The 19,077-nt window shown below is 67.5% G+C and carries 15 protein-coding genes; 14 read left to right on the plus strand and 1 reads right to left on the minus strand.

Annotated features, from left to right (window positions below; genetic code table 11):
- Positions 1–124: 124 nt before the first annotated feature.
- The 12 genes from OHZ10_RS01775 to ugpQ all read left to right on the plus strand — a co-directional run bounded on the left by OHZ10_RS01775 (position 125) and on the right by ugpQ (position 12,269).
- A complete protein-coding gene (locus tag OHZ10_RS01775; RefSeq protein WP_342704357.1) occupies positions 125–1,048 on the plus strand; it encodes a competence protein ComA in 924 nt (307 codons plus the stop codon).
- Positions 1,048–1,695 carry a fimbrial protein gene (locus OHZ10_RS01780; protein ID WP_342704358.1) on the plus strand — a complete coding sequence of 216 codons (648 nt, stop codon included), beginning with the start codon at positions 1,048–1,050 and terminating at the stop codon, positions 1,693–1,695. The genes OHZ10_RS01775 and OHZ10_RS01780 overlap by 1 nt, the downstream gene beginning before the upstream one ends.
- On the plus strand, positions 1,692–2,558 hold the full coding sequence (locus OHZ10_RS01785; protein ID WP_342703452.1) for a pilus assembly protein: 867 nt from the start codon (positions 1,692–1,694) through the stop codon (positions 2,556–2,558). Before OHZ10_RS01780 ends, OHZ10_RS01785 begins: the two co-directional genes overlap by 4 nt.
- Entirely contained in the window at positions 2,555–4,183 is a 1,629-nt protein-coding gene (locus OHZ10_RS01790; RefSeq protein WP_342703453.1) for a type IV pilus secretin PilQ, read from the plus strand. The genes OHZ10_RS01785 and OHZ10_RS01790 overlap by 4 nt, the downstream gene beginning before the upstream one ends.
- Positions 4,184–4,223: 40 nt before the next feature.
- Positions 4,224–4,778 carry a shikimate kinase AroK gene (gene aroK / locus OHZ10_RS01795; protein WP_059232598.1) on the plus strand — a complete coding sequence of 185 codons (555 nt, stop codon included), beginning with the start codon at positions 4,224–4,226 and terminating at the stop codon, positions 4,776–4,778.
- A complete protein-coding gene (gene aroB / locus OHZ10_RS01800) occupies positions 4,775–5,854 on the plus strand; it encodes a 3-dehydroquinate synthase (protein WP_059232597.1) in 1,080 nt (359 codons plus the stop codon). Before aroK ends, aroB begins: the two co-directional genes overlap by 4 nt.
- 41 nt (positions 5,855–5,895) lie before the next feature.
- Complete coding sequence (locus OHZ10_RS01805; RefSeq protein WP_059232596.1) at positions 5,896–7,104, plus strand: deoxyguanosinetriphosphate triphosphohydrolase; 1,209 nt, start codon at positions 5,896–5,898, stop codon at positions 7,102–7,104.
- 90 nt (positions 7,105–7,194) lie between these two features.
- On the plus strand, positions 7,195–8,529 hold the full coding sequence (ugpB, locus tag OHZ10_RS01810; RefSeq protein ID WP_059232595.1) for a sn-glycerol-3-phosphate ABC transporter substrate-binding protein UgpB: 1,335 nt from the start codon (positions 7,195–7,197) through the stop codon (positions 8,527–8,529).
- A 96-nt stretch (positions 8,530–8,625) separates the two neighbouring features.
- Entirely contained in the window at positions 8,626–9,510 is an 885-nt protein-coding gene (gene ugpA / locus OHZ10_RS01815; RefSeq protein WP_059232594.1) for a sn-glycerol-3-phosphate ABC transporter permease UgpA, read from the plus strand.
- Positions 9,507–10,352 carry a sn-glycerol-3-phosphate ABC transporter permease UgpE gene (gene ugpE / locus OHZ10_RS01820; RefSeq protein ID WP_059232593.1) on the plus strand — a complete coding sequence of 282 codons (846 nt, stop codon included), beginning with the start codon at positions 9,507–9,509 and terminating at the stop codon, positions 10,350–10,352. Before ugpA ends, ugpE begins: the two co-directional genes overlap by 4 nt.
- A gap of 32 nt (positions 10,353–10,384) precedes the next feature.
- The gene (locus tag OHZ10_RS01825) at positions 10,385–11,470 is read left to right on the plus strand and encodes a sn-glycerol-3-phosphate import ATP-binding protein UgpC (protein ID WP_059232592.1); all 1,086 of its coding nucleotides are present in this window, start codon (positions 10,385–10,387) and stop codon (positions 11,468–11,470) included.
- A gap of 28 nt (positions 11,471–11,498) precedes the next feature.
- Complete coding sequence (ugpQ, locus tag OHZ10_RS01830; RefSeq protein ID WP_059232591.1) at positions 11,499–12,269, plus strand: glycerophosphodiester phosphodiesterase; 771 nt, start codon at positions 11,499–11,501, stop codon at positions 12,267–12,269.
- Between the two features lie 169 nt (positions 12,270–12,438).
- Here the strand turns inward: ugpQ and OHZ10_RS01835 are convergent, their stop codons facing one another.
- Positions 12,439–13,170, minus strand: a complete 732-nt coding sequence (locus OHZ10_RS01835; protein WP_059232590.1) for an OmpW/AlkL family protein — start codon at positions 13,168–13,170, stop codon at positions 12,439–12,441.
- Between the two features lie 193 nt (positions 13,171–13,363).
- On the opposite strand from OHZ10_RS01835, the gene OHZ10_RS01840 reads away from it, so the two are divergent.
- Together OHZ10_RS01840 and OHZ10_RS01845 are read left to right on the plus strand one after the other, a co-directional pair.
- Positions 13,364–14,077, plus strand: a complete 714-nt coding sequence (locus OHZ10_RS01840; protein WP_034189835.1) for a transposase — start codon at positions 13,364–13,366, stop codon at positions 14,075–14,077.
- Positions 14,078–14,366: 289 nt separating this feature from the next.
- A complete protein-coding gene (locus OHZ10_RS01845) occupies positions 14,367–19,070 on the plus strand; it encodes a glutamate synthase-related protein (RefSeq protein ID WP_059232589.1) in 4,704 nt (1,567 codons plus the stop codon).
- Positions 19,071–19,077 lie beyond the last annotated feature (7 nt).

The following is a 19,077-nucleotide window of genomic DNA, read 5'->3' on the forward strand; positions in this document are numbered from 1 at the left end:
TAACCCTTGCGCGGCCGCCGCAAGCCGATGCTGGCCGTTCGGCCGACTGTCGGCCGCGCGCGCCGCTTTGCAGAATCAGGTCTCGGAAACGCGGCATGGGCCGCGACGATTTCGGGAGGCGGGCATGACGGGACGATGGGTGGCGCGGTTCGCGCAGGGCAGGCACCGGTCGACGGGAATCGACGTCGGGGCGAACGAGGTGAGGGTGGCCGTGCTGAGCCGGCGCGGCAGGGACGCGGAGGTGCGCGTCGAGGGGCTCGAGCGGGAGCCGGTCGGGCTGGCGGGCGGGCCGGAAGACGCGCGCTGGGCAGCGGTCGCGCGGTCGCTGGCGGCAGCGGTGTCGCGGTTGTCGGCGGCGGACGTGCGGTGCGACACGCGCGGCGTGATGGCGTTGCACGATGACGAGATGCGTACCGCGACGCTCGACCTGGCCGGGCGGGACGATATCCCGGACGCCGCGCGGCAGGCGGCCGAACGCATCTCGGGGCTGGCGCCGGACAGTCTCGCGTTCGACTGGCGGCACTACGGCGGCGCGCGGTCCGGCGAGATCGCGGTGGCCGTGGCTCCGCTCGCGCTGCTCGGGCGGCGGATCGACGCGGCCGCGCAGGCCGGTATCGACCTGACGGTGATCGATGGCGAGTCGGCCGCCGTGCTGCGCGCGTTGCGCTATGCCGCGCAGTTCGAACTCGATGCGCAGGGCGCCTACTCCGTGCTCTGGTTCTGCGACTCGGGCGTGCGCGCCTGGCGCGTCGAAGGCTCGCTGGCCGTCCCGGTGCTCACGCTGTCCGGCACGCTGCAGGAGGCGCTTCCCGATGCGTTGCGCCAGCGCCCGTTCGGGGCTGTGCGTTGCGTATTCGTCGCCGGGGACGAGCGGTGTATCGCCCGCTTCGAGACATCCTTCGCCGAGATTGGCGACGTGCTCGGCGCGGCAGTGGTGCCATTCGACTGCACGGGCTGGGACGGGCAGCCGCGCGTGCCTGCCGGCATGCCGGGCGGCCCGGCGTTCGCCGTCGCGTTCGGGCTGGCATTGCGCGGGGTGTGGGAATGATGGCCGGTTGTGCGGCGTCGGCAAGCGTGAGCGACGCGGCTGCGGCCGATCCGGCAGCGCTCGGCGGCTTCAACCTGCTGCCGTACCGCGAGCGGTTGGCGCAGGCGTTGCGGCGTCGCCGGGCCGTGCAGTGCGGCGCGGCGATCCTGCTCGGCGTGCTCGGCACCGGCCTGTGGACGGGCGCTGCCGTGTTGTCGCGGTGGCGGGTGGATGCCGAGCGGTCAAGCGTGGAGGCTCGGCTGCGGCAGTGGCAGCCATTGGTGGCGGCGGCGACGCGTGCCGCCAATGCAGCCGACGCCATCGCGCAGCGCGATGCGCAGGCAACGGCGCTTGCCGCGCCTTACCACCGCGTTGCCGGGCTGTTGGCAACCCTGACGCAGGTGCACACCGATCGTGTCCGGCTTGACGCGCTACGCGTGACATCGACCGGTGCCGTGCTCGATGCGCGCGCCGGGAGTTACCGGGCGGCCGCCCGGTGGCTCGCCGCGGTGGCGCGCGAACAGCGTGGCTGGCGGGTCGATATGGAGGCATTGAAACCTGCTTCGGATACGCCGGCTTCCACGGCCGGGATGCCATTCCGGTTCTCGGTTCAACTGCGCTGGCATGACGCGATGCCGTCGCGGAAGGTGGCGGGAGGTGGCGCATGACGTCGCTGACGCATCAGCCGGCGCTGCGCGGCGACGCCCGGCCGGGCGACAGGCTGCGCGTGTCGCCGGCGGTTGCACATGCCGCCGGTTGCGCACTGGCATTCGCGGCCGTGCTGGCAGGCGGCATTCATCTGGCGAATGCCGCCGACTGGAGCGGGCTGGCGCAGGGTCGCGTGTTGCTGGCCGCCGCGCAGGCGCGTGCGGCCGACGCGCAGCGCGTGCTTGCGTCCGCTGGGCAACGGCGCGACGGACATCGCGCGTCAGCGCGCGACGATCGCTTGCCGCACACGCCGGAGTGGGCCGCGCTGATGCTGGAACTGGCCGATCTCGCCGCGTCGAGCGGGCTGCACGGCGTATCGATCGAGCCGCAGCACACCGATGGCGCGGCGCCGGACGACCGGCGCACCGTGCGCATCGTCGCGGATGGCGGCTTTCGCGCGTTGCTGCATATGGTTGGCGCGCTGCCGCGCTTCCCGGTACTGGCGGTACCGTCGGCGTTGCGTGTCGAGCGTGGCATGCCGGCGGCGCGGGTGGAAATGTCCGTCGACGTGTTTCCGGCGCTGCCGGCGATACCGGCCGCCGATGGCAACGTGCCGGTTCGCGCCGCTGCGCTCGACACCGATCCGTTCGGCGAGGCCGGCCAGGTCGAGGCGGCGGGGCGGGCGGCCCGCCTCGCCGGCACGATTCGCGACGCGCATGCCGGTCTTGCGTTGTTCGACGACGGCGACGGCGCGTTCACGGCGATGGTGCCGGGCGAGGTGCTCGGGGCCGCACGCCTGGTGCGTGTCGACCCGGCGGCCGTGACGCTCGCGACGGCGGACGGATCGCGCCGGCTCGTCCTGGACGACGGAGGTCAGCCATGACGAAGCACGGTTGTTGGGTGCTGGCGATCTGGGCCGGCGTGGCGGCGGCCGGAGCCGAAGCATCGTTGCCGCCGCTGCCGACTGCCTGGCCTGCAGGGTCGACGGAGGGGCCGGGGTTGCCGCTGCCGTCCGACGGCATGGCAACCGGTGCGGAAGACGCGGTATCGGATGAAGCCGGCCCGCCGCCGTTCGACCGGGTCACCCGCGCGGCCCGTCAGGCGGAAGCCGCTGTGCCGGCCCCTGCGCTGGAGGGGCCGCCGATCCCGCTGGCGCCGCCGGCCCGGATGAGCGACGCAGCGGCGCGCCAACCGGGCGATGCGGACGATGCGCGGCGGATCTCGCTGAATCTGCAGGGCGCCGGGCTCGCGGCCGCGTTCGACGCGTTCGCACGGTTCGCGGGGCTCAATATCGTCGTCGGCGAGCAGGTGCGCGGCACGGTGACGTTACGTCTGAACAATGTGCGCTGGCGCGAGGCCTTCGACACGCTGCTCGACACACACGGGCTCGCGATGTCCCGGCGAGGTAACGTGATATGGGTCACACCGGCGGCCGATCTGGCCGCGCGCGAACGCGAGCGCTTCGAAATGCATGCGCGGGCCGCCGATCTGGAGCCGCTCGCGAGCCGGACGTTCGCGCTGCACTATCCGCGCGCGCAGGACGTGCAACGGCTGCTGGCCGGCGCGACCGGCCAGCGCCTGCTGTCGAAACGCGGTGCCGCGGCGGCCGATCCGCGCACGAACCTGCTGTTCGTCACCGATCTTGCGCCGCGCATCGCGCAGATCGCGGGTCTGATCGACGCGATCGACCGGCCGTCCCGGCAGGTCCGGATCGAGGCCCGCATCGTCGAGGGCGAGCAGGGCTTCTCGCGCAACCTCGGCGCTCGTGTCGCGCTGCGTGCGCAGGGGCGGCCGTCGTCGGGCGAGAGCGCCACGTTCACGGCCGACGCGCGCAACGCACTCGACCTGGCCGCGCGTCCGCTCGGCGGCTTCGACGCGGCGACCGCCGGCTTCACGCTGTTCGCCGCGCCGCTCAGCCGGGTACTCGACGTCGAATTGAGCGCGCTGGAGGCGCAGGGGCGGGGCCAGATCGTGTCGCGTCCGCGCGTGGTGACGGCCGACCGCGTCAAGGCCATCGTCGAGCAAGGCTCCGAGCTGCCGTATCAGGCGAAGGTGGGCAACGGCATGAGCGGCGTGCAGTTCCGCCGCGCGACGCTCAAGCTCGAGGTCGAGCCCCAGATCACGCCGGAGGGCCGCGTGGTGCTCGATCTCGACGTGACGAAGGACAGCGTCGGCGAGCCGACCGCGGCCGGCCCCGCCATCCATACGAAGCATGTCCAGACGCGCGTCGAGGTCGAGAATGGCGGGACGGTCGCGATCGGCGGCATCTATGAGCAACTGAACCGGAACGATGTGACGCGCGTGCCGCTCTTGGGCAAAATACCGTTTCTGGGCGCGCTTTTCCGGCACCGCGCGCAGCGCGACCAGCGCAACGAACTGGTCGTGTTCATCACGCCGACCGTCGTCGATGCGCGCTGCGATGCGCGCGGCGCGGGCGACGCGGACGCCGATAAAACGGGGCCGGAAGCCGCCGGCGCAGGCTCGACAAGGCAGCCGCTTTGCCAGTAAGCTGCGCCACACACCAGCAAGATTCAAGCAGAGGAAGCCGTTGCAAGCGCGGGACCCACATGCAAACGTATTTTTCGTCGGCCTTATGGGAGCGGGTAAGACCACCGTGGGCCGTGCGGTCGCGCGTCGTCTCGACAGGACGTTCTTCGACTCCGACCACGAAATCGAGGCCCGCACGGGCGCGCGCATTCCCGTGATCTTCGAGATGGAGGGCGAGGCCGGGTTTCGCGATCGCGAAACGCAGGTGATCGCCGATCTCACGCAGCGCGAGAACATCGTGCTTGCGACGGGCGGTGGCGCGGTGCTGCGCCCGGAAAATCGCGACTGCCTGAAAAGCAACGGCATCGTCGTCTACCTGCGCGCCAATCCGCACGATCTGTGGCTGCGCACGCGCAAGGACAAGAACCGCCCGCTGCTGCAGACCGAAGATCCGAAGGGGCGTCTCGAAGCGCTGTACGAAGTGCGCGACCCGCTGTACCGCGAATGCGCGGATTTCGTCATCGAGACCGGCCGTCCGTCGGTCAACGGTCTCGTCAACATGGTGCTGATGCAACTCGAACTGGCGGGCGTCATCGCCAAGCCTCTACAAGCATGATTACTGTCAACGTCGATCTGGGCGACCGCGCCTATCCGATTCACATTGGTGCCGGCCTGATCGGCCGCACCGAGCTGTTCGCACCTCACATCAAGGGTTCGTCCGTCACGATCGTCACGAACACGACGGTTGATCCGCTCTACGGCGACGCGTTGCGCGCGGCGCTCGCGCCGCTCGGCAAGCGCGTGTCGACGGTCGTGCTGCCGGATGGCGAGGCGTACAAGAACTGGGAAACGCTGAACCTGATCTTCGACGGCCTGCTGACCGATCACGCGGACCGCAAGACGACGCTCGTCGCGCTCGGCGGCGGCGTGGTCGGCGACATGACGGGCTTTGCCGCCGCGTGCTACATGCGCGGCGTGCCGTTCATCCAGGTGCCGACGACGCTGCTGTCGCAGGTCGATTCGTCGGTCGGCGGCAAGACGGGCATCAACCACCCGCTCGGCAAGAACATGATCGGCGCGTTCTACCAGCCGCAAGCCGTGATCGCGGACATCGGCGCGCTGACGACGCTGCCCGATCGCGAACTGGCGGCGGGCGTCGCCGAGATCATCAAGACCGGCGCGATCGCCGATGCGGCGTTCTTCGACTGGATCGAGGCGAACGTCGACGCGCTGAACCGTCGCGAGCCGGCGGCGCTCGCGCACGCGGTGAAGCGTTCGTGCGAGATCAAGGCGAGCGTCGTCGCGGCCGACGAGCGCGAAGGCGGCCTGCGCGCGATCCTGAATTTCGGCCACACGTTCGGCCACGCGATCGAGGCCGGGCTCGGCTACGGCGAGTGGCTGCATGGCGAGGCGGTCGGCTGCGGGATGGTGATGGCCGGCGACCTGTCGGTGCGGCTCGGGCTCTTCGACGAAGCATCGCGGCAGCGTCTCGACGCGGTGATCGCGGCTGCGCACCTGCCGACCCGAGCGCCCGCGCTCGGCGACGCGCGCTACATGGACTTGATGCGCGTCGACAAGAAAGCCGAGGCCGGCGCGATCAAATTCATCCTGTTGAAGCGATTCGGGGATACGCTGATCACGCAGGCGCCGGACGAAGCCGTATTCGCTACACTGGCGCAGACGACCCGCTAACGGCGGCCCGGATGCCCCGGCGCCCCTGACATGGAGGAGACGTGAGCGAGACATCCAGCAGCACACTGCCCGAAGCCAGCCGCGCATCCGCTGCGCCGGTGGCCGAGCCGCCGACGCTGGCGGCGCTGGAAGCCCATCTCGCTCCGTACGCCGCACACGCGTCGCAGTCGCGCGGCCGCCGCCATCCGGAAACCCCGCCGGCGGCGCGCACCGAATTCCAGCGCGACCGCGACCGCATCGTCCATTCGACCGCGTTCCGCCGCCTCGAATACAAGACGCAGGTCTTCGTCAATCACGAAGGCGACCTGTTCCGCACGCGCCTCACGCACAGCCTCGAAGTCGCGCAGATCGCGCGCTCGGTCGCGCGCAACCTGCGGCTGAACGAGGATCTCGTCGAAGCGATCTCGCTCGCGCACGATCTCGGCCACACGCCGTTCGGCCATGCCGGGCAGGACGCGCTGAATGCGTGCATGCGAGACCACGGCGGCTTCGAGCACAACCTGCAGAGCCTGGCGGTCGTCGACGAGCTCGAGGAGCACTACGGCGCGTTCAACGGGCTGAACCTGTGCTTCGAGACGCGCGAAGGCATCCTGAAACATTGCTCGCGCGAGAATGCGCGCAAGCTCGGCGCGCTCGGCGAGCGCTTCCTGCAGGGCCGCCAGCCGTCGCTCGAAGCGCAGCTCGCGAACATCGCCGACGAAATCGCGTACAACAACCACGACGTCGACGACGGCCTGCGTTCCGGCCTGATCACGATCGAGCAGCTCGCGGAAGTCGAGCTGTGGCAGCGTCACTACGAAGCGGCGCTCGCCGAATTCCCGCACCTCGAAGGCCGCCGGCTCGTGCACGAGACGGTGCGGCGCATCATCAACACGCTGATCGTCGACCTGATCGACGAAACCACGCGCCATCTCGCGCGCGTCGCGCCCGCGTCGCTTGACGACGTGCGCGCCGCGCCGCCGCTCGTGTCGCACAGCGAGACGGTCGCCGCACAGGCGGCCGCGCTCAAGCGCTTCCTCTTCAAGAACCTGTATCGCCACTACAAGGTGATGCGCATGGCGAGCAAGGCGCAGCGCGTCGTCACGGGGCTGTTCGACGCGTTCATCGACGATCCGCGCCTGCTGCCGCCGCCGTACCAGTCGGAAGACGCGGCACATCAGCCGCGTCTCGTCGCGCATTACATCGCCGGCATGACCGACCGCTTCGCGCTGAAGGAATATCAGCGCCTGTTCGTCATCAGCGACAACTGACTGTCACAAACGATCACTAGACTTCGCCGGTTCAATGGCGACGGGAATGTTGCACACGCTGTTGGTAACGTTTTCATAGGAGAAGGGTCGATGAAGAAGAAGCCTGCGGGGACACTGGTTCGCTCGATCGCGCTCGGCGGCGCGCTGATGTTCGGGGTGCAGCACGTGGCGCTCGCCGCGACGGAAATTCAGTTCTGGCATGCGATGGAGGCCGCGCTCGGCGAGCGGGTCAATGCGATCGCCGACCAGTTCAACGCGTCGCAAAGCGACTACAAGATCGTGCCGGTCTTCAAGGGCACCTACGACCAGGCGCTCGCGGCCGGCATCGCCGCGTATCGCAGCGGTAACGCGCCGGCGATCCTCCAGGTGTACGAAGTCGGCACGGCCACGATGATGCAGGCGAAGAAGGCCGTCGTGCCGGTCTCCGACGTGTTCAAGCAGGCCGGCGTGCCGCTCGACGAAAAGGCGTTCGTGCCGACCATCGCGAGCTACTACAGCGACGCGAAGACGGGCCATCTCGTATCGATGCCGTTCAACAGCTCGACGCCGGTGCTGTACTACAACAAGGACGCGTTCAAGAAGGCCGGCCTCGATCCGAACCAGCCGCCGAAGACGTGGGCCGACGTGAAGGCCGATGCCGAGAAGCTGCGCAAGTCGGGGATGGCATGCGGCTTCACGACCGGCTGGCAGGGCTGGATCCAGCTCGAGAACTACAGCGCGTGGCACGGGCTGCCGTTCGCGAGCCGCAACAACGGCTTCGACGGCACCGACGCCGTGCTCGAATTCAACAAGCCGCAGCAGATCGCGCACATCGCGTTCCTGCAGCAGATGGCGAAGGACGGCACGTTCACGTATGCGGGCCGCAAGGATGAAGCGTCGGCGAAGTTCTACAGCGGCGACTGCGGGATCATGACGACATCGTCGGGCGCGCTCGCGAACGTGCAGAAGTTCGCGAAGTTCAGCTACGGCACCGGGATGATGCCGTACGACGCGAACGTGAAGGGCGCACCGCAGAACGCGATCATCGGCGGCGCGAGCCTGTGGGTGCTGGCCGGCAAGGATCCGGCGACCTACAAGGGCGTCGCGAAATTCCTCGCGTACCTCGCTTCGCCGGCGGTCGCCGCGAAGTGGCACCAGGACACGGGCTACCTGCCGGTCACGACCGCCGCGTACGACCTGACGCGCCAGCAGGGCTACTACGCGAAGAACCCGAGCGCCGAAACGGCGATCAAGCAGATGCTGAACAAGCCGCCGCTGCCGTACACGAAGGGGCTGCGCCTGGGCAACATGCCGCAGATCCGCACGGTCGTCGACGAAGAGTTCGAACAGGTCTGGGCGCAGAAGAAGTCGCCGAAGGACGCGCTCGACTCGGCCGCGTCGCGCGGCGACGAACTGCTGCGCCGCTTCGAGAAGTCGGGCGGCTGAGCACGCGTCGCTTCGTGCCGCCGGCGGCGCCGCGCGTGAGCGCGTGCCGTCCGGCGGCGCGGTTTCCTTTCCGTTTCGCCTGACCGGATCTCCGCGATGCAATCCCGTTCCCGTTTCGGTACGAGCCTGGTGCCGTACCTGCTGATCGCGCCGCAGCTCGCGATCACGGCCGTGTTTTTCCTGTGGCCGGCCGGCGTTGCGCTGTGGCAGTCGACGCAGATGCAGGACGCGTTCGGCACGTCGAGCGAATTCGTCGGCTTCGCGAACTTCTCGCACCTGTTCGCCGATCCGCTGTATCTCGATTCGTTCCGCACGACGCTCGTGTTCAGTTCGCTCGTCACGGTGAGCGGGCTCGTCGTGTCGTTGCTGCTCGCCGCATGCGCCGATCGCGTGATCCGCGGCGCGCGCGTGTACCGCACGCTGCTGATCTGGCCGTATGCGGTCGCACCGACGATCGCGGCCGTGCTGTGGGCGTTCCTGTTCAACCCCAGCATCGGCCTGATCACCTATGCGCTCGCGAAGAGCGGCATCGTGTGGAACCACGCGCTGAACGGCGGGCAGGCGATGTTCCTGGTCGTGCTGGCGTCGGTGTGGAAGCAGGTGAGCTACAACTTCCTGTTCTTCTACGCGGGCCTGCAGGCGATCCCGCGCTCGCTGATCGAGGCGGCGGCGATCGACGGCGCCGGGCCGGTGCGGCGCTTCTTCAACATCGTGCTGCCGCTGCTGTCGCCGACGAGTTTCTTCCTGCTGGTCGTGAACCTCGTCTACGCGTTCTTCGACACCTTCCCGGTGATCGACGCGGCCACCGGCGGCGGCCCCGCGCAGAGCACGAAGACGCTGATCTACAAGATCTTCGCGGAGGGCTTCCAGGGGCTCGACATCGGCAGTTCGGGCGCGCAGTCGGTCGTGCTGATGATCATCGTCGTCGGGCTCACGGTGATCCAGTTCCGCTTCGTCGAACGCAGGGTGCAATACGCATGATCGAAAATCGCAAGGGCTTCGACCTGTTCTGCCACGCGGTGCTGATCGCGGGCGTCGTGCTGATCGTGTTCCCCGTCTACGTCGCGTTCTGCGCGGCGACGATGAACGCGCAGGAAGTGTTCACGGTGCCGCTGTCGCTCGTGCCGAGCACGCACCTGTTCGAGAACGTCGCGTACATCTGGGGGCACGGCAGCGGCGGTACGACGGCGCCGTTCGGCCGCCTGCTCGTGAACAGCTTCGCGATGGCGCTCGGCATCGCGGTCGGCAAGATCGCGGTGTCGATCCTGTCCGCGTACGCGATCGTCTATTTCCGCTTCCCGTTCCGCAACACGGCGTTCTGGCTGATCTTCATCACGCTGATGCTGCCGGTGGAAGTGCGGATCTTTCCGACCGTGCAGGTCGTGTCGACGCTGCACCTGACGAACACGTACGCCGGGCTCACGATGCCGCTGATCGCGTCGGCGACCGCGACGTTCCTGTTCCGCCAGTTCTTCATGACGCTGCCCGACGAACTGATGGATGCCGCGCGCATCGACGGCGCGGGGCCGCTGCGTTTCTTCTGGGACGTCGTGCTGCCGCTGTCGAAGACGAGCATCGCGGCGCTGTTCGTGATCACGTTCATCTACGGCTGGAACCAGTATCTGTGGCCGATCCTGATCACGACGGAAGCGTCGCTGTCGACGGCGGTGGTGGGCATCAAGACGATGATCGCGAGCGGCGACGCCGCGACCGAATGGCAATACGTGATGGCGGCGACGCTGCTGGCGATGATCCCGCCGCTCGTCGTCGTGCTGGCGATGCAGCGCTGGTTCGTGCGCGGCCTCGTCGATTCCGAGAAATGAACCACGGACGGTAACCGGGAGAAGGACCAGGTATGGCTGCGCTGAGCTTGAAGGGCGTCAGGAAATCCTACGACGGCAAGCAGCACGTGCTGCATGGCATCGACGTGGAGATCGCGGACGGCGAATTCATCGTGCTGGTCGGCCCGTCGGGCTGCGGCAAGTCGACGTTGCTGCGGATGATCGCGGGGCTCGAGTCCGTGACGGACGGCGAGATCGCGATCGGCGAGCGCGTCGTCAATACGCTCGAGCCGAAGGATCGCGACATCGCGATGGTGTTCCAGAACTATGCGTTGTACCCGCACATGACGGTCGCGCAGAACATGGGCTACGGGCTGAAGATCCGCGGAATCGAACGCGCGACGATCGATTCGCGGGTGGCCGCGGCCGCGAAGATCCTCGAACTGGAGCCGCTGCTCGCGCGGCGGCCGCGCGAGCTGTCGGGCGGCCAGCGGCAGCGCGTCGCGATGGGGCGTGCGATCGTGCGCGAGCCGTCGGTGTTCCTGTTCGACGAACCGTTGTCGAACCTCGACGCGAAGCTGCGCGTGCAGATGCGGCTCGAGATCCAGCGGCTGCATGCCCGGCTCGGGACGACGAGCGTCTACGTGACGCACGACCAGATCGAGGCGATGACGCTCGCGCAACGCGTGATCGTGATGAACCGCGGCTACGCGGAGCAGATCGGCGCGCCGGTCGACGTGTACGAGAAGCCGGCGACGGTGTTCGTCGCGGGCTTCATCGGCTCGCCGGCGATGAACCTGATGAACGGCCGGCTGTCGGAAGACGGCACGACCTTCACGGTCGCGGGCGGCGGCCCCGCGCTGCCGGTCGCCGGCGCGCCCGGCATCGGCACGGAGATCGCCACCGGGCGCGACTGGGTGCTCGGCGTGCGTCCCGAGCACATGACGCCGCAGCCGGGCGTCGCGCAGGCGACGCTGCCGGTCGACTCGTGCGAGCTGCTGGGCGCGGACAACCTCGCGCACGGCCGCTGGGGCGATCACGACGTCGCGGTGCGCCTGCCGCACGCGGACCGTCCTGCGCGCGGCACGGGGCTGGCGGCCGCACTGCCCGCGCACCGGCTGCATTTCTTCGATCCCGAAACCGGCAAGCGTGCCGGCTGACCCTGTTGTACTTGCCGAGAGACCGACGATGACCCTCCGCACCGACTGGCCCTATCCGCGCGTCGTCGCCCATCGCGGCGGCGGCACGCTCGCGCCGGAGAACACGCTAGCCGGGCTCGACGAAGGCGCGCGGCGCGGGCACCGGATGGTCGAGTTCGACGCGAAGCTGTCGGCCGACGGCGTGACGTTCCTGCTGCACGACGACACGGTCGACCGCACGTCGAACGGGCAGGGCGCGGCGGCGGGCATGCGTTATGCGGCGCTGGCCGCACTCGACGCGGGCGCATGGCGCGACGCGCGCTTCGCGGGCGAGCGGATGCCGACGCTCGAGGCGGCGGCGGCGCGCTGCATCGCGCACGGGCTGGCCGCGAATGTCGAGATCAAGCCGTGTCCGGGGCGCGAGCGCGAGACCGGGCAGCGCGTGGCGGCCGACGCGGCCACGTACTGGCGCGACGCCGCGGTGCCGCCGCTGCTGTCGTCATTCTCGTTCGATGCGCTGCAGCAGGCGCGCGCGACCGTGCCGGCGCTGCCGCGCGGGATGCTCTACGAAGCCGTGCCGGACGACTGGCATGCGCAGGTCGTCGGCGCGCTTGGCTGCGTATCGTTGCATGCAGACCACAAACGGCTCGACGAACCGCTCGTGCGCGCGATCAAGGCGGCCGGGCTGCGCATCCTGGTGTACACGGTGAACGACCTCGAACGGGCGCGCGAACTCGCGCGCTGGGGCGTCGATGCGGTCTGCACGGACCGGATCGACCTGATCGCTCCCGATGCGCTGGACGACATCGCCGTGGTCTAGCGGCCAAGGCAGCGCCCGGCGCGGCCTTTTCGGGAGCGTGCCTGATGCAAAAAAACAACGCCCCGGTGGAATTTCCGCCGGGGCGTTTTGCATCGTGGAGACGTTACGTCAGGAAAAATCCGCTACAAATTGCAGCAGGATTAACCATTCCCCAAATATTCGACTACGCTTAGAAGCGGTAGCCGACGTTGAGGTACGTCACGATCGGGTTCAGCGAGATGTGGGCCTTCGACGTTTCCGTCAGCGTCCCGACCGGCGTCCGGCGGGCCGTCGTGAAGGTCGCGGTCACACTGACCGGGATGTACGACATCGAGAAGCCGGCGAACCAGTGCTTCGTGAAGTTGTACGTGAAGCCGGCGTTGAACACGGGCGCCCACTGGTTGCTGGTCTGCGCGCTGGTCGGGCCGCCGAGCACGCCGTTCTCGAACGCGCTGTTCGTGATCTTCGCGCCGGTAAACCAGATATACGTTGCGCCGACGCCGACATACGGACGGAACTTCGCATTGGCGTCGTTGAAGTAGTACTTGAGGAGGAGCGCGGGGCTCCACTGGTACGCGCGGCCGAGCGTGCCGAAACTTGAGAACTGGCCCTTGCCGGTGATGTCGAACTTCGGCGGGATGCCGGCGATGAACTCGGTGGCGATGTGGTCGGTCACGAAGTAACCGGTCGCCAGCGCGAGCGTGTCGGCGTCGCTGATGCCGGCACCGGTGTTGGGAACCGACTGGTTGATGGGCGTGCCGCCTACGCCGTACAGGAACAGCGGGTCGCTGCTGTCCTGCGGCGCAAGGTGCAGCCAGCCGGTGCTGACGTAGAAATCACCTGCGGATTGTGCATGTGCCGTACCGCCCGCAAACGTGAATGCGAGCGCTGCGGCCCCCGTAATGGCCAGTTTTCGTTTCATTGTGTCTCCTCCGATCAAAGGCGTGCTCATTATGACGACTGCGTTTAAAACCAAACAAGCTCGTAAGTTAGAGTTTTCTCCCTAGGATTCGTACGACCGTACGCTTTCGCGCCCCGCGAGGACAGGCATTCTACGCAGGTGCGCATTTTCGGACCTCCGGGTATTTCCTAACGCGTTCAAACGGACATTCAGCATGGCACGGTTAGCACGACTCTACGTTCCCGACCAGCCGCAGCACGTGATACTGCGCGGCCTGGATCAGCAACCCGCGTTCGTCGACGACCAGGACTACGAACTCTTCATCGATTGCCTGAAGGCCGCCGCACGCGATCATCACCTGTCGGTGCATGCCTATGTGCTGCTGCCGCGCCAGGTGCAACTCCTCGTGACGCCGAGCGACGAAGCCAGCCTGCCGAAAGCGATGCAGGCCGTCGGTCGCCGCTACGTCGCGCATTTCAACCGGCGCTATTCGCGGCGCGGCACGCTGTGGGAAGGCCGCTATCGCGCGACCGTGATCGAAGGCGAGCGCTATTTCCTGCTCGCGAGCCGGGTAGTGGAGATGAGCCCGGTGCGTTCGCAGCTCGTCGCGACGCCCGAGGCCTATCGCTGGTCGAGCTACCGGCATCACGTCGGGCTCACCGTCGACAGCCTGATCACCGACCATCCGCTCTACTGGGCGCTCGGCAATACGCCGTTCGACCGTCAGCGCGCGTACAAGGAGCTGTGCGAGCAGCCGCTCGACGAGCGGCAGGCCGACCAGCTGCAGCAGGCGACGCTCAAGGGCTGGGTGCTCGGCGGCGAGCATTATCGCGAGTGGGCGGCGCGGACCGCGAACCGGCGCGTCTCGCCGCTGCCGCGCGGACGCCCCAGAAAGGTGCGTGAGAACACGCCGCCGATCCAGCAGTAATCCCGGCAAGGCGAGTCAGGAAGCGGCGCTGCGGGCGCCGCTTCTTTTTGCACCAAATCGATACGGCCCCAATAAAACGGCACCAGATCGATGCATCCGTTTAATTGGGGTTCGATCAAGCGGTTTTTGTTGCTATTCCTTTGATTCGTCGCGTATATTCCGAATTCCGGTGGCCCGGGCGAAGCATGCCCAACCACTGTCGGCCGCGCCGTCTCCCGTCGGGAGCGGGATCGACGGCAACAAGAAAACGGTTCAACGGCCTCCAGGCCCCCTTTACGACGGTGTCCCCATGAACGACCACCAGCAGCCGCTCGCCGCGGTGCCCGCCGCACAAGGTCTGTACGACCCGCAAAACGAACACGACGCCTGCGGCGTCGGCTTTGTCGCTCACATCAAGGGCAAGAAGAGCCACGAGATCATCCAGCAGGGTCTGAAGATCCTCGAGAACCTCGATCACCGTGGCGCGGTCGGTGCCGACCCGCTGATGGGCGACGGCGCGGGCATCCTGATCCAGATTCCGGACGCGTTCTATCGCGAGGAAATGGCCAAGCAGGGCGTGAATCTGCCGCCGGCTGGCGAATATGGGGTCGGGATGATCTTCCTGCCGAAGGAGAACGCATCGCGTCTCGCGTGCGAGCAGGAACTCGAGCGTACGGTGAAGGCCGAGGGCCAGGTTGTGCTCGGCTGGCGCGACGTGCCGGTCGACCATGCGATGCCGATTTCGCCGACCGTGAAGGCGAGCGAGCCGCTGATCCGCCAGATCTTCATCGGCCGCGGCAAGGACATCATGGTGACGGACGCGCTCGAGCGGAAGCTGTACGTGATCCGCAAGACGGCGAGCCACCGCATCCAGGCGCTGAAGCTCAAGCACGGCAAGGAATACTTCGTGCCGTCGATGTCGGCGCGCACGGTCGTCTACAAGGGGCTGCTGCTGGCCGGCCAGGTCGGCGTGTACTACCGCGACCTGCAGGACGCGCGCGTCGTGTCGGCGCTCGCGCTCGTGCACCAGCGCTTCTCGACCAACACGTTCCCGGCGTGGGAACTGGCTCACCCGTACCGGATGATCGCGCACAACGGCGAGATCAACACCGTGAAGGGCAACGTGAACTGGCTGAACGCACGGACCGGCGCGATCGCGTCGCACGTGCTCGCCGACGACCTGCCGAAGCTGTGGCCGCTGATCTACCCGGGCCAGTCGGATACCGCGTCGTTCGACAACTGTCTCGAGCTGCTGGTGATGGCCGGCTACCCGCTCGTGCACGCGGTGATGATGATGATCCCGGAAGCGTGGGAACAGCACACGCTGATGGACGAGAACCGCCGCGCGTTCTACGAATACCACGCCGCGATGATGGAGCCGTGGGACGGCCCGGCCGCGATCGCGTTCACCGACGGCCGCCAGATCGGCGCGACGCTCGACCGTAACGGCCTGCGCCCGGCGCGCTACATCGTGACCGACGACGACCTCGTCATCATGGCGTCGGAAGCCGGCACGCTGCCGATCCCCGAATCGAAGATCGTCAAGAAGTGGCGCCTGCAGCCGGGCAAGATGTTCCTGATCGACATGGAACACGGCCGCATCATCGACGACAAGGAACTGAAGGACAACCTCGCGAACGCGAAGCCGTACAAGAGCTGGATCGATGCCGTGCGCATCAAGCTCGACGAAATCGAGCCGAAGGCCGAGGAAGTCGCGGCCGGCCGTACGCAGGGCGCCGCGCTGCTCGACCGCCAGCAGGCGTTCGGCTATACGCAGGAAGACCTGAAGTTCCTGATGGCGCCGATGGCGCAGCAGGGTGAGGAAGCCGTCGGTTCGATGGGTAACGACTCGCCGCTCGCGGTGATGTCGAACAAGAACAAGACGCTCTATCACTACTTCAAGCAGCTGTTCGCGCAGGTCACGAACCCGCCGATCGACCCGATCCGTGAAAACATGGTCATGTCGCTCGTGTCGTTCATCGGCCCGAAGCCGAACCTGCTCGACACGAACAACATCAACCCGCCGATGCGGCTCGAAGTGTCGCAGCCGGTGCTCGACTTCAAGGACATCGCGAAGATCCGCGCGATCGACCAGTACACCGGCGGCAAGTTCAGCGCATACGAACTGAACATCTGCTACCCGGTTGCCTGGGGCAAGGAAGGCATCGAGGCGCGTCTTGCATCGCTGTGCGCGGAAGCCGTCGACGCGGTGAAGTCGGGCTACAACATGCTGATCGTGTCGGACCGCAAGACGGACGCCGAGCACGTCGCGATTCCCGCGCTGCTCGCCACGTCGGCGATCCACACGCACCTCGTCCAGCAAGGGCTGCGCACGAGCACGGGCCTCGTCGTCGAGACGGGCTCCGCGCGTGAAACGCACCACTTCGCGCTGCTCGCGGGCTACGGCGCGGAAGCCGTGCACCCGTACCTCGCGATGGAAACGCTCGCGAAGATGGCCGAAGGCCTGCCGGGCGACCTGTCGCCGGAGAAGGCTGTCTACAACTTCACGAAGGCGGTCGGCAAGGGCCTGCAGAAGGTGATGTCGAAGATGGGCATCTCGACGTACATGTCGTACACGGGCGCGCAGATCTTCGAAGCGCTCGGCCTGTCGAGCGACCTGGTCGAGAAGTACTTCAAGGGCACGGCGTCGAAGGTCGGCGGCATCGGCCTGTTCGAAGTCGCGGAAGAGGCGATCCGCCTGCACCGCGACGCGTTCGGCGACAGCCCGGTCCTGCGTGACATGCTCGACGCCGGCGGCGAGTACGCGTACCGCGTGCGCGGCGAAGACCACATGTGGACGCCGGATTCGATCGCGAAGCTGCAGCACGCGACGCGCAGCAACTCGTACCAGACGTACAAGGAATACGCGCACCTGATCAACGACCAGACCAAGCGTCACATGACGTTCCGCGGCCTGTTCGAGTTCAAGGTCGAGCCGACCAAGGCGATCCCGATCGACGACGTCGAATCGGCGAAGGACATCGTCAAGCGCTTTGCGACGGGCGCGATGTCGCTCGGTTCGATCAGCACCGAAGCGCACGCGACGCTTGCGATCGCGATGAACCGGATCGGCGGCAAGTCGAACACCGGCGAAGGCGGCGAGGACCAGAAGCGCTACCGCAACGAACTGCGCGGCATTCCGATCAAGTCGGGCGAGACGCTGAAGTCGGTGATCGGCGACGAGATCGTCAGCGACATTCCGCTGAAGGACGGCGATTCGCTGCGCTCGAAGATCAAGCAGGTCGCGTCGGGCCGCTTCGGCGTCACCGCCGAGTACCTCGCGTCGGCCGACCAGATCCAGATCAAGATGGCGCAGGGCGCGAAGCCGGGCGAAGGCGGTCAGCTGCCGGGCCACAAGGTGTCGGAATACATCGGCAAGCTGCGTTATTCGGTGCCGGGCGTCGGCCTGATCTCGCCGCCGCCGCACCACGACATCTACTCGATCGAGGATCTGGCGCAGCTGATCCACGACCTGAAGAACGTGAACCCGAGCTCGAGCATCTCCGTGAAGCTCGTGTCGGAAGTGGGTGTCGGCACGGTCGCGGCCGGTGTGGCGAAGGCGAAGGCCGATCACGTCGTGATCGCCGGCCATGACGGCGGCACGGGCGCATCGCCGCTGTCGTCGGTCAAGCATGCCGGCACGCCGTGGGAACTGGGTCTCGCCGAAACGCAGCAGACGCTGGTGCTGAACCGCCTGCGCGGCCGGATCCGCGTGCAGGCCGACGGCCAGATGAAGACGGGCCGCGACGTCGTGATCGGCGCGCTGCTCGGCGCGGACGAATTCGGCTTCGCGACGGCGCCGCTCGTCGTCGAAGGCTGCATCATGATGCGCAAGTGCCACCTGAACACGTGCCCGGTCGGCGTCGCGACGCAGGATCCGGTGCTGCGTGCGAAGTTCCAGGGCCAGCCCGAGCACGTCGTGAACTACTTCTTCTTCGTTGCCGAGGAAGTGCGCGAGATCATGGCGCAGCTCGGCATCGCGAAGTTCGACGACCTGATCGGCCGCGCCGACCTGCTCGACACGCGCAAGGGCGTCGAGCACTGGAAGGCGAAGGGCCTCGACTTCTCGCGCGTGTTCTACCAGCCGGAAGAATGCGAGGACGTCGCGCCGCGTCACGTCGACGTGCAGGATCACGGCCTCGAGCGCGCGCTCGACCACGTGCTGATCGAGAAGGCGAAGGCCGCGATCGAGAACGGCGAGCATGTGTCGTTCATCCAGCCGGTGCGCAACGTGAACCGGACGGTCGGCGCGATGCTGTCGGGCGTGATCGCGAAGAAGCACGGCCACGACGGCCTGGCCGACGACGCGGTGCACATCCAGCTGAAGGGCACGGCGGGCCAGAGCTTCGGCGCGTTCCTCGCGAAGGGCGTGACGCTCGACCTCGTCGGCGACGGCAACGACTACGTCGGCAAGGGCCTGTCGGGCGGCCGGATCATCATCCGTCCGACCAACGACTTCCGCGGCAAGTCCGAGGAAAACATCATCTGCGGCAACACGGTGATGTACGGCGCGATCGAAGGCGAATCGTTCTTCCGCGGCGTCGCGGGCGAGCGCTTCTGCGTGCGTAACTCGGGCGCGACGGCGGTCGTCGAAGGCACGGGCGACCACGGCTGCGAATACATGACGGGCGGCACGGTCGTCGTGCTCGGCGAGACGGGGCGCAACTTCGCGGCCGGCATGTCGGGCGGCCTCGCGTACATCTACGATCCGGATGGCACGTTCGCGGCGAAGTGCAACAAGTCGATGGTCGCGCTCGAGCCGGTGCTGCAGCAGGCCGAACAGGAGCGTACGGTCGACCGCGCACTCTGGCACGCAGGCACGACGGACGAAGCGCTGCTCAAGGGGCTCGTCGAGCGTCATTTCCAGTTCACGGGTTCGCCGCGCGCGAAGTCGCTGCTGGAAAACTGGGACGCGGCGCGCCGCCAGTTCGTGAAGGTGTTCCCGCACGAATACAAGCGCGCGCTGGGCGAGATCGGTGCGAAGAAGGCGGCGAAGGAAGTGCTGGCCGCCTGAGCGACGA

The sequence above is a fragment of the Burkholderia arboris genome (genome assembly GCF_038723655.1).
Classification (GTDB): Bacteria; Pseudomonadota; Gammaproteobacteria; order Burkholderiales; family Burkholderiaceae; genus Burkholderia; species Burkholderia arboris.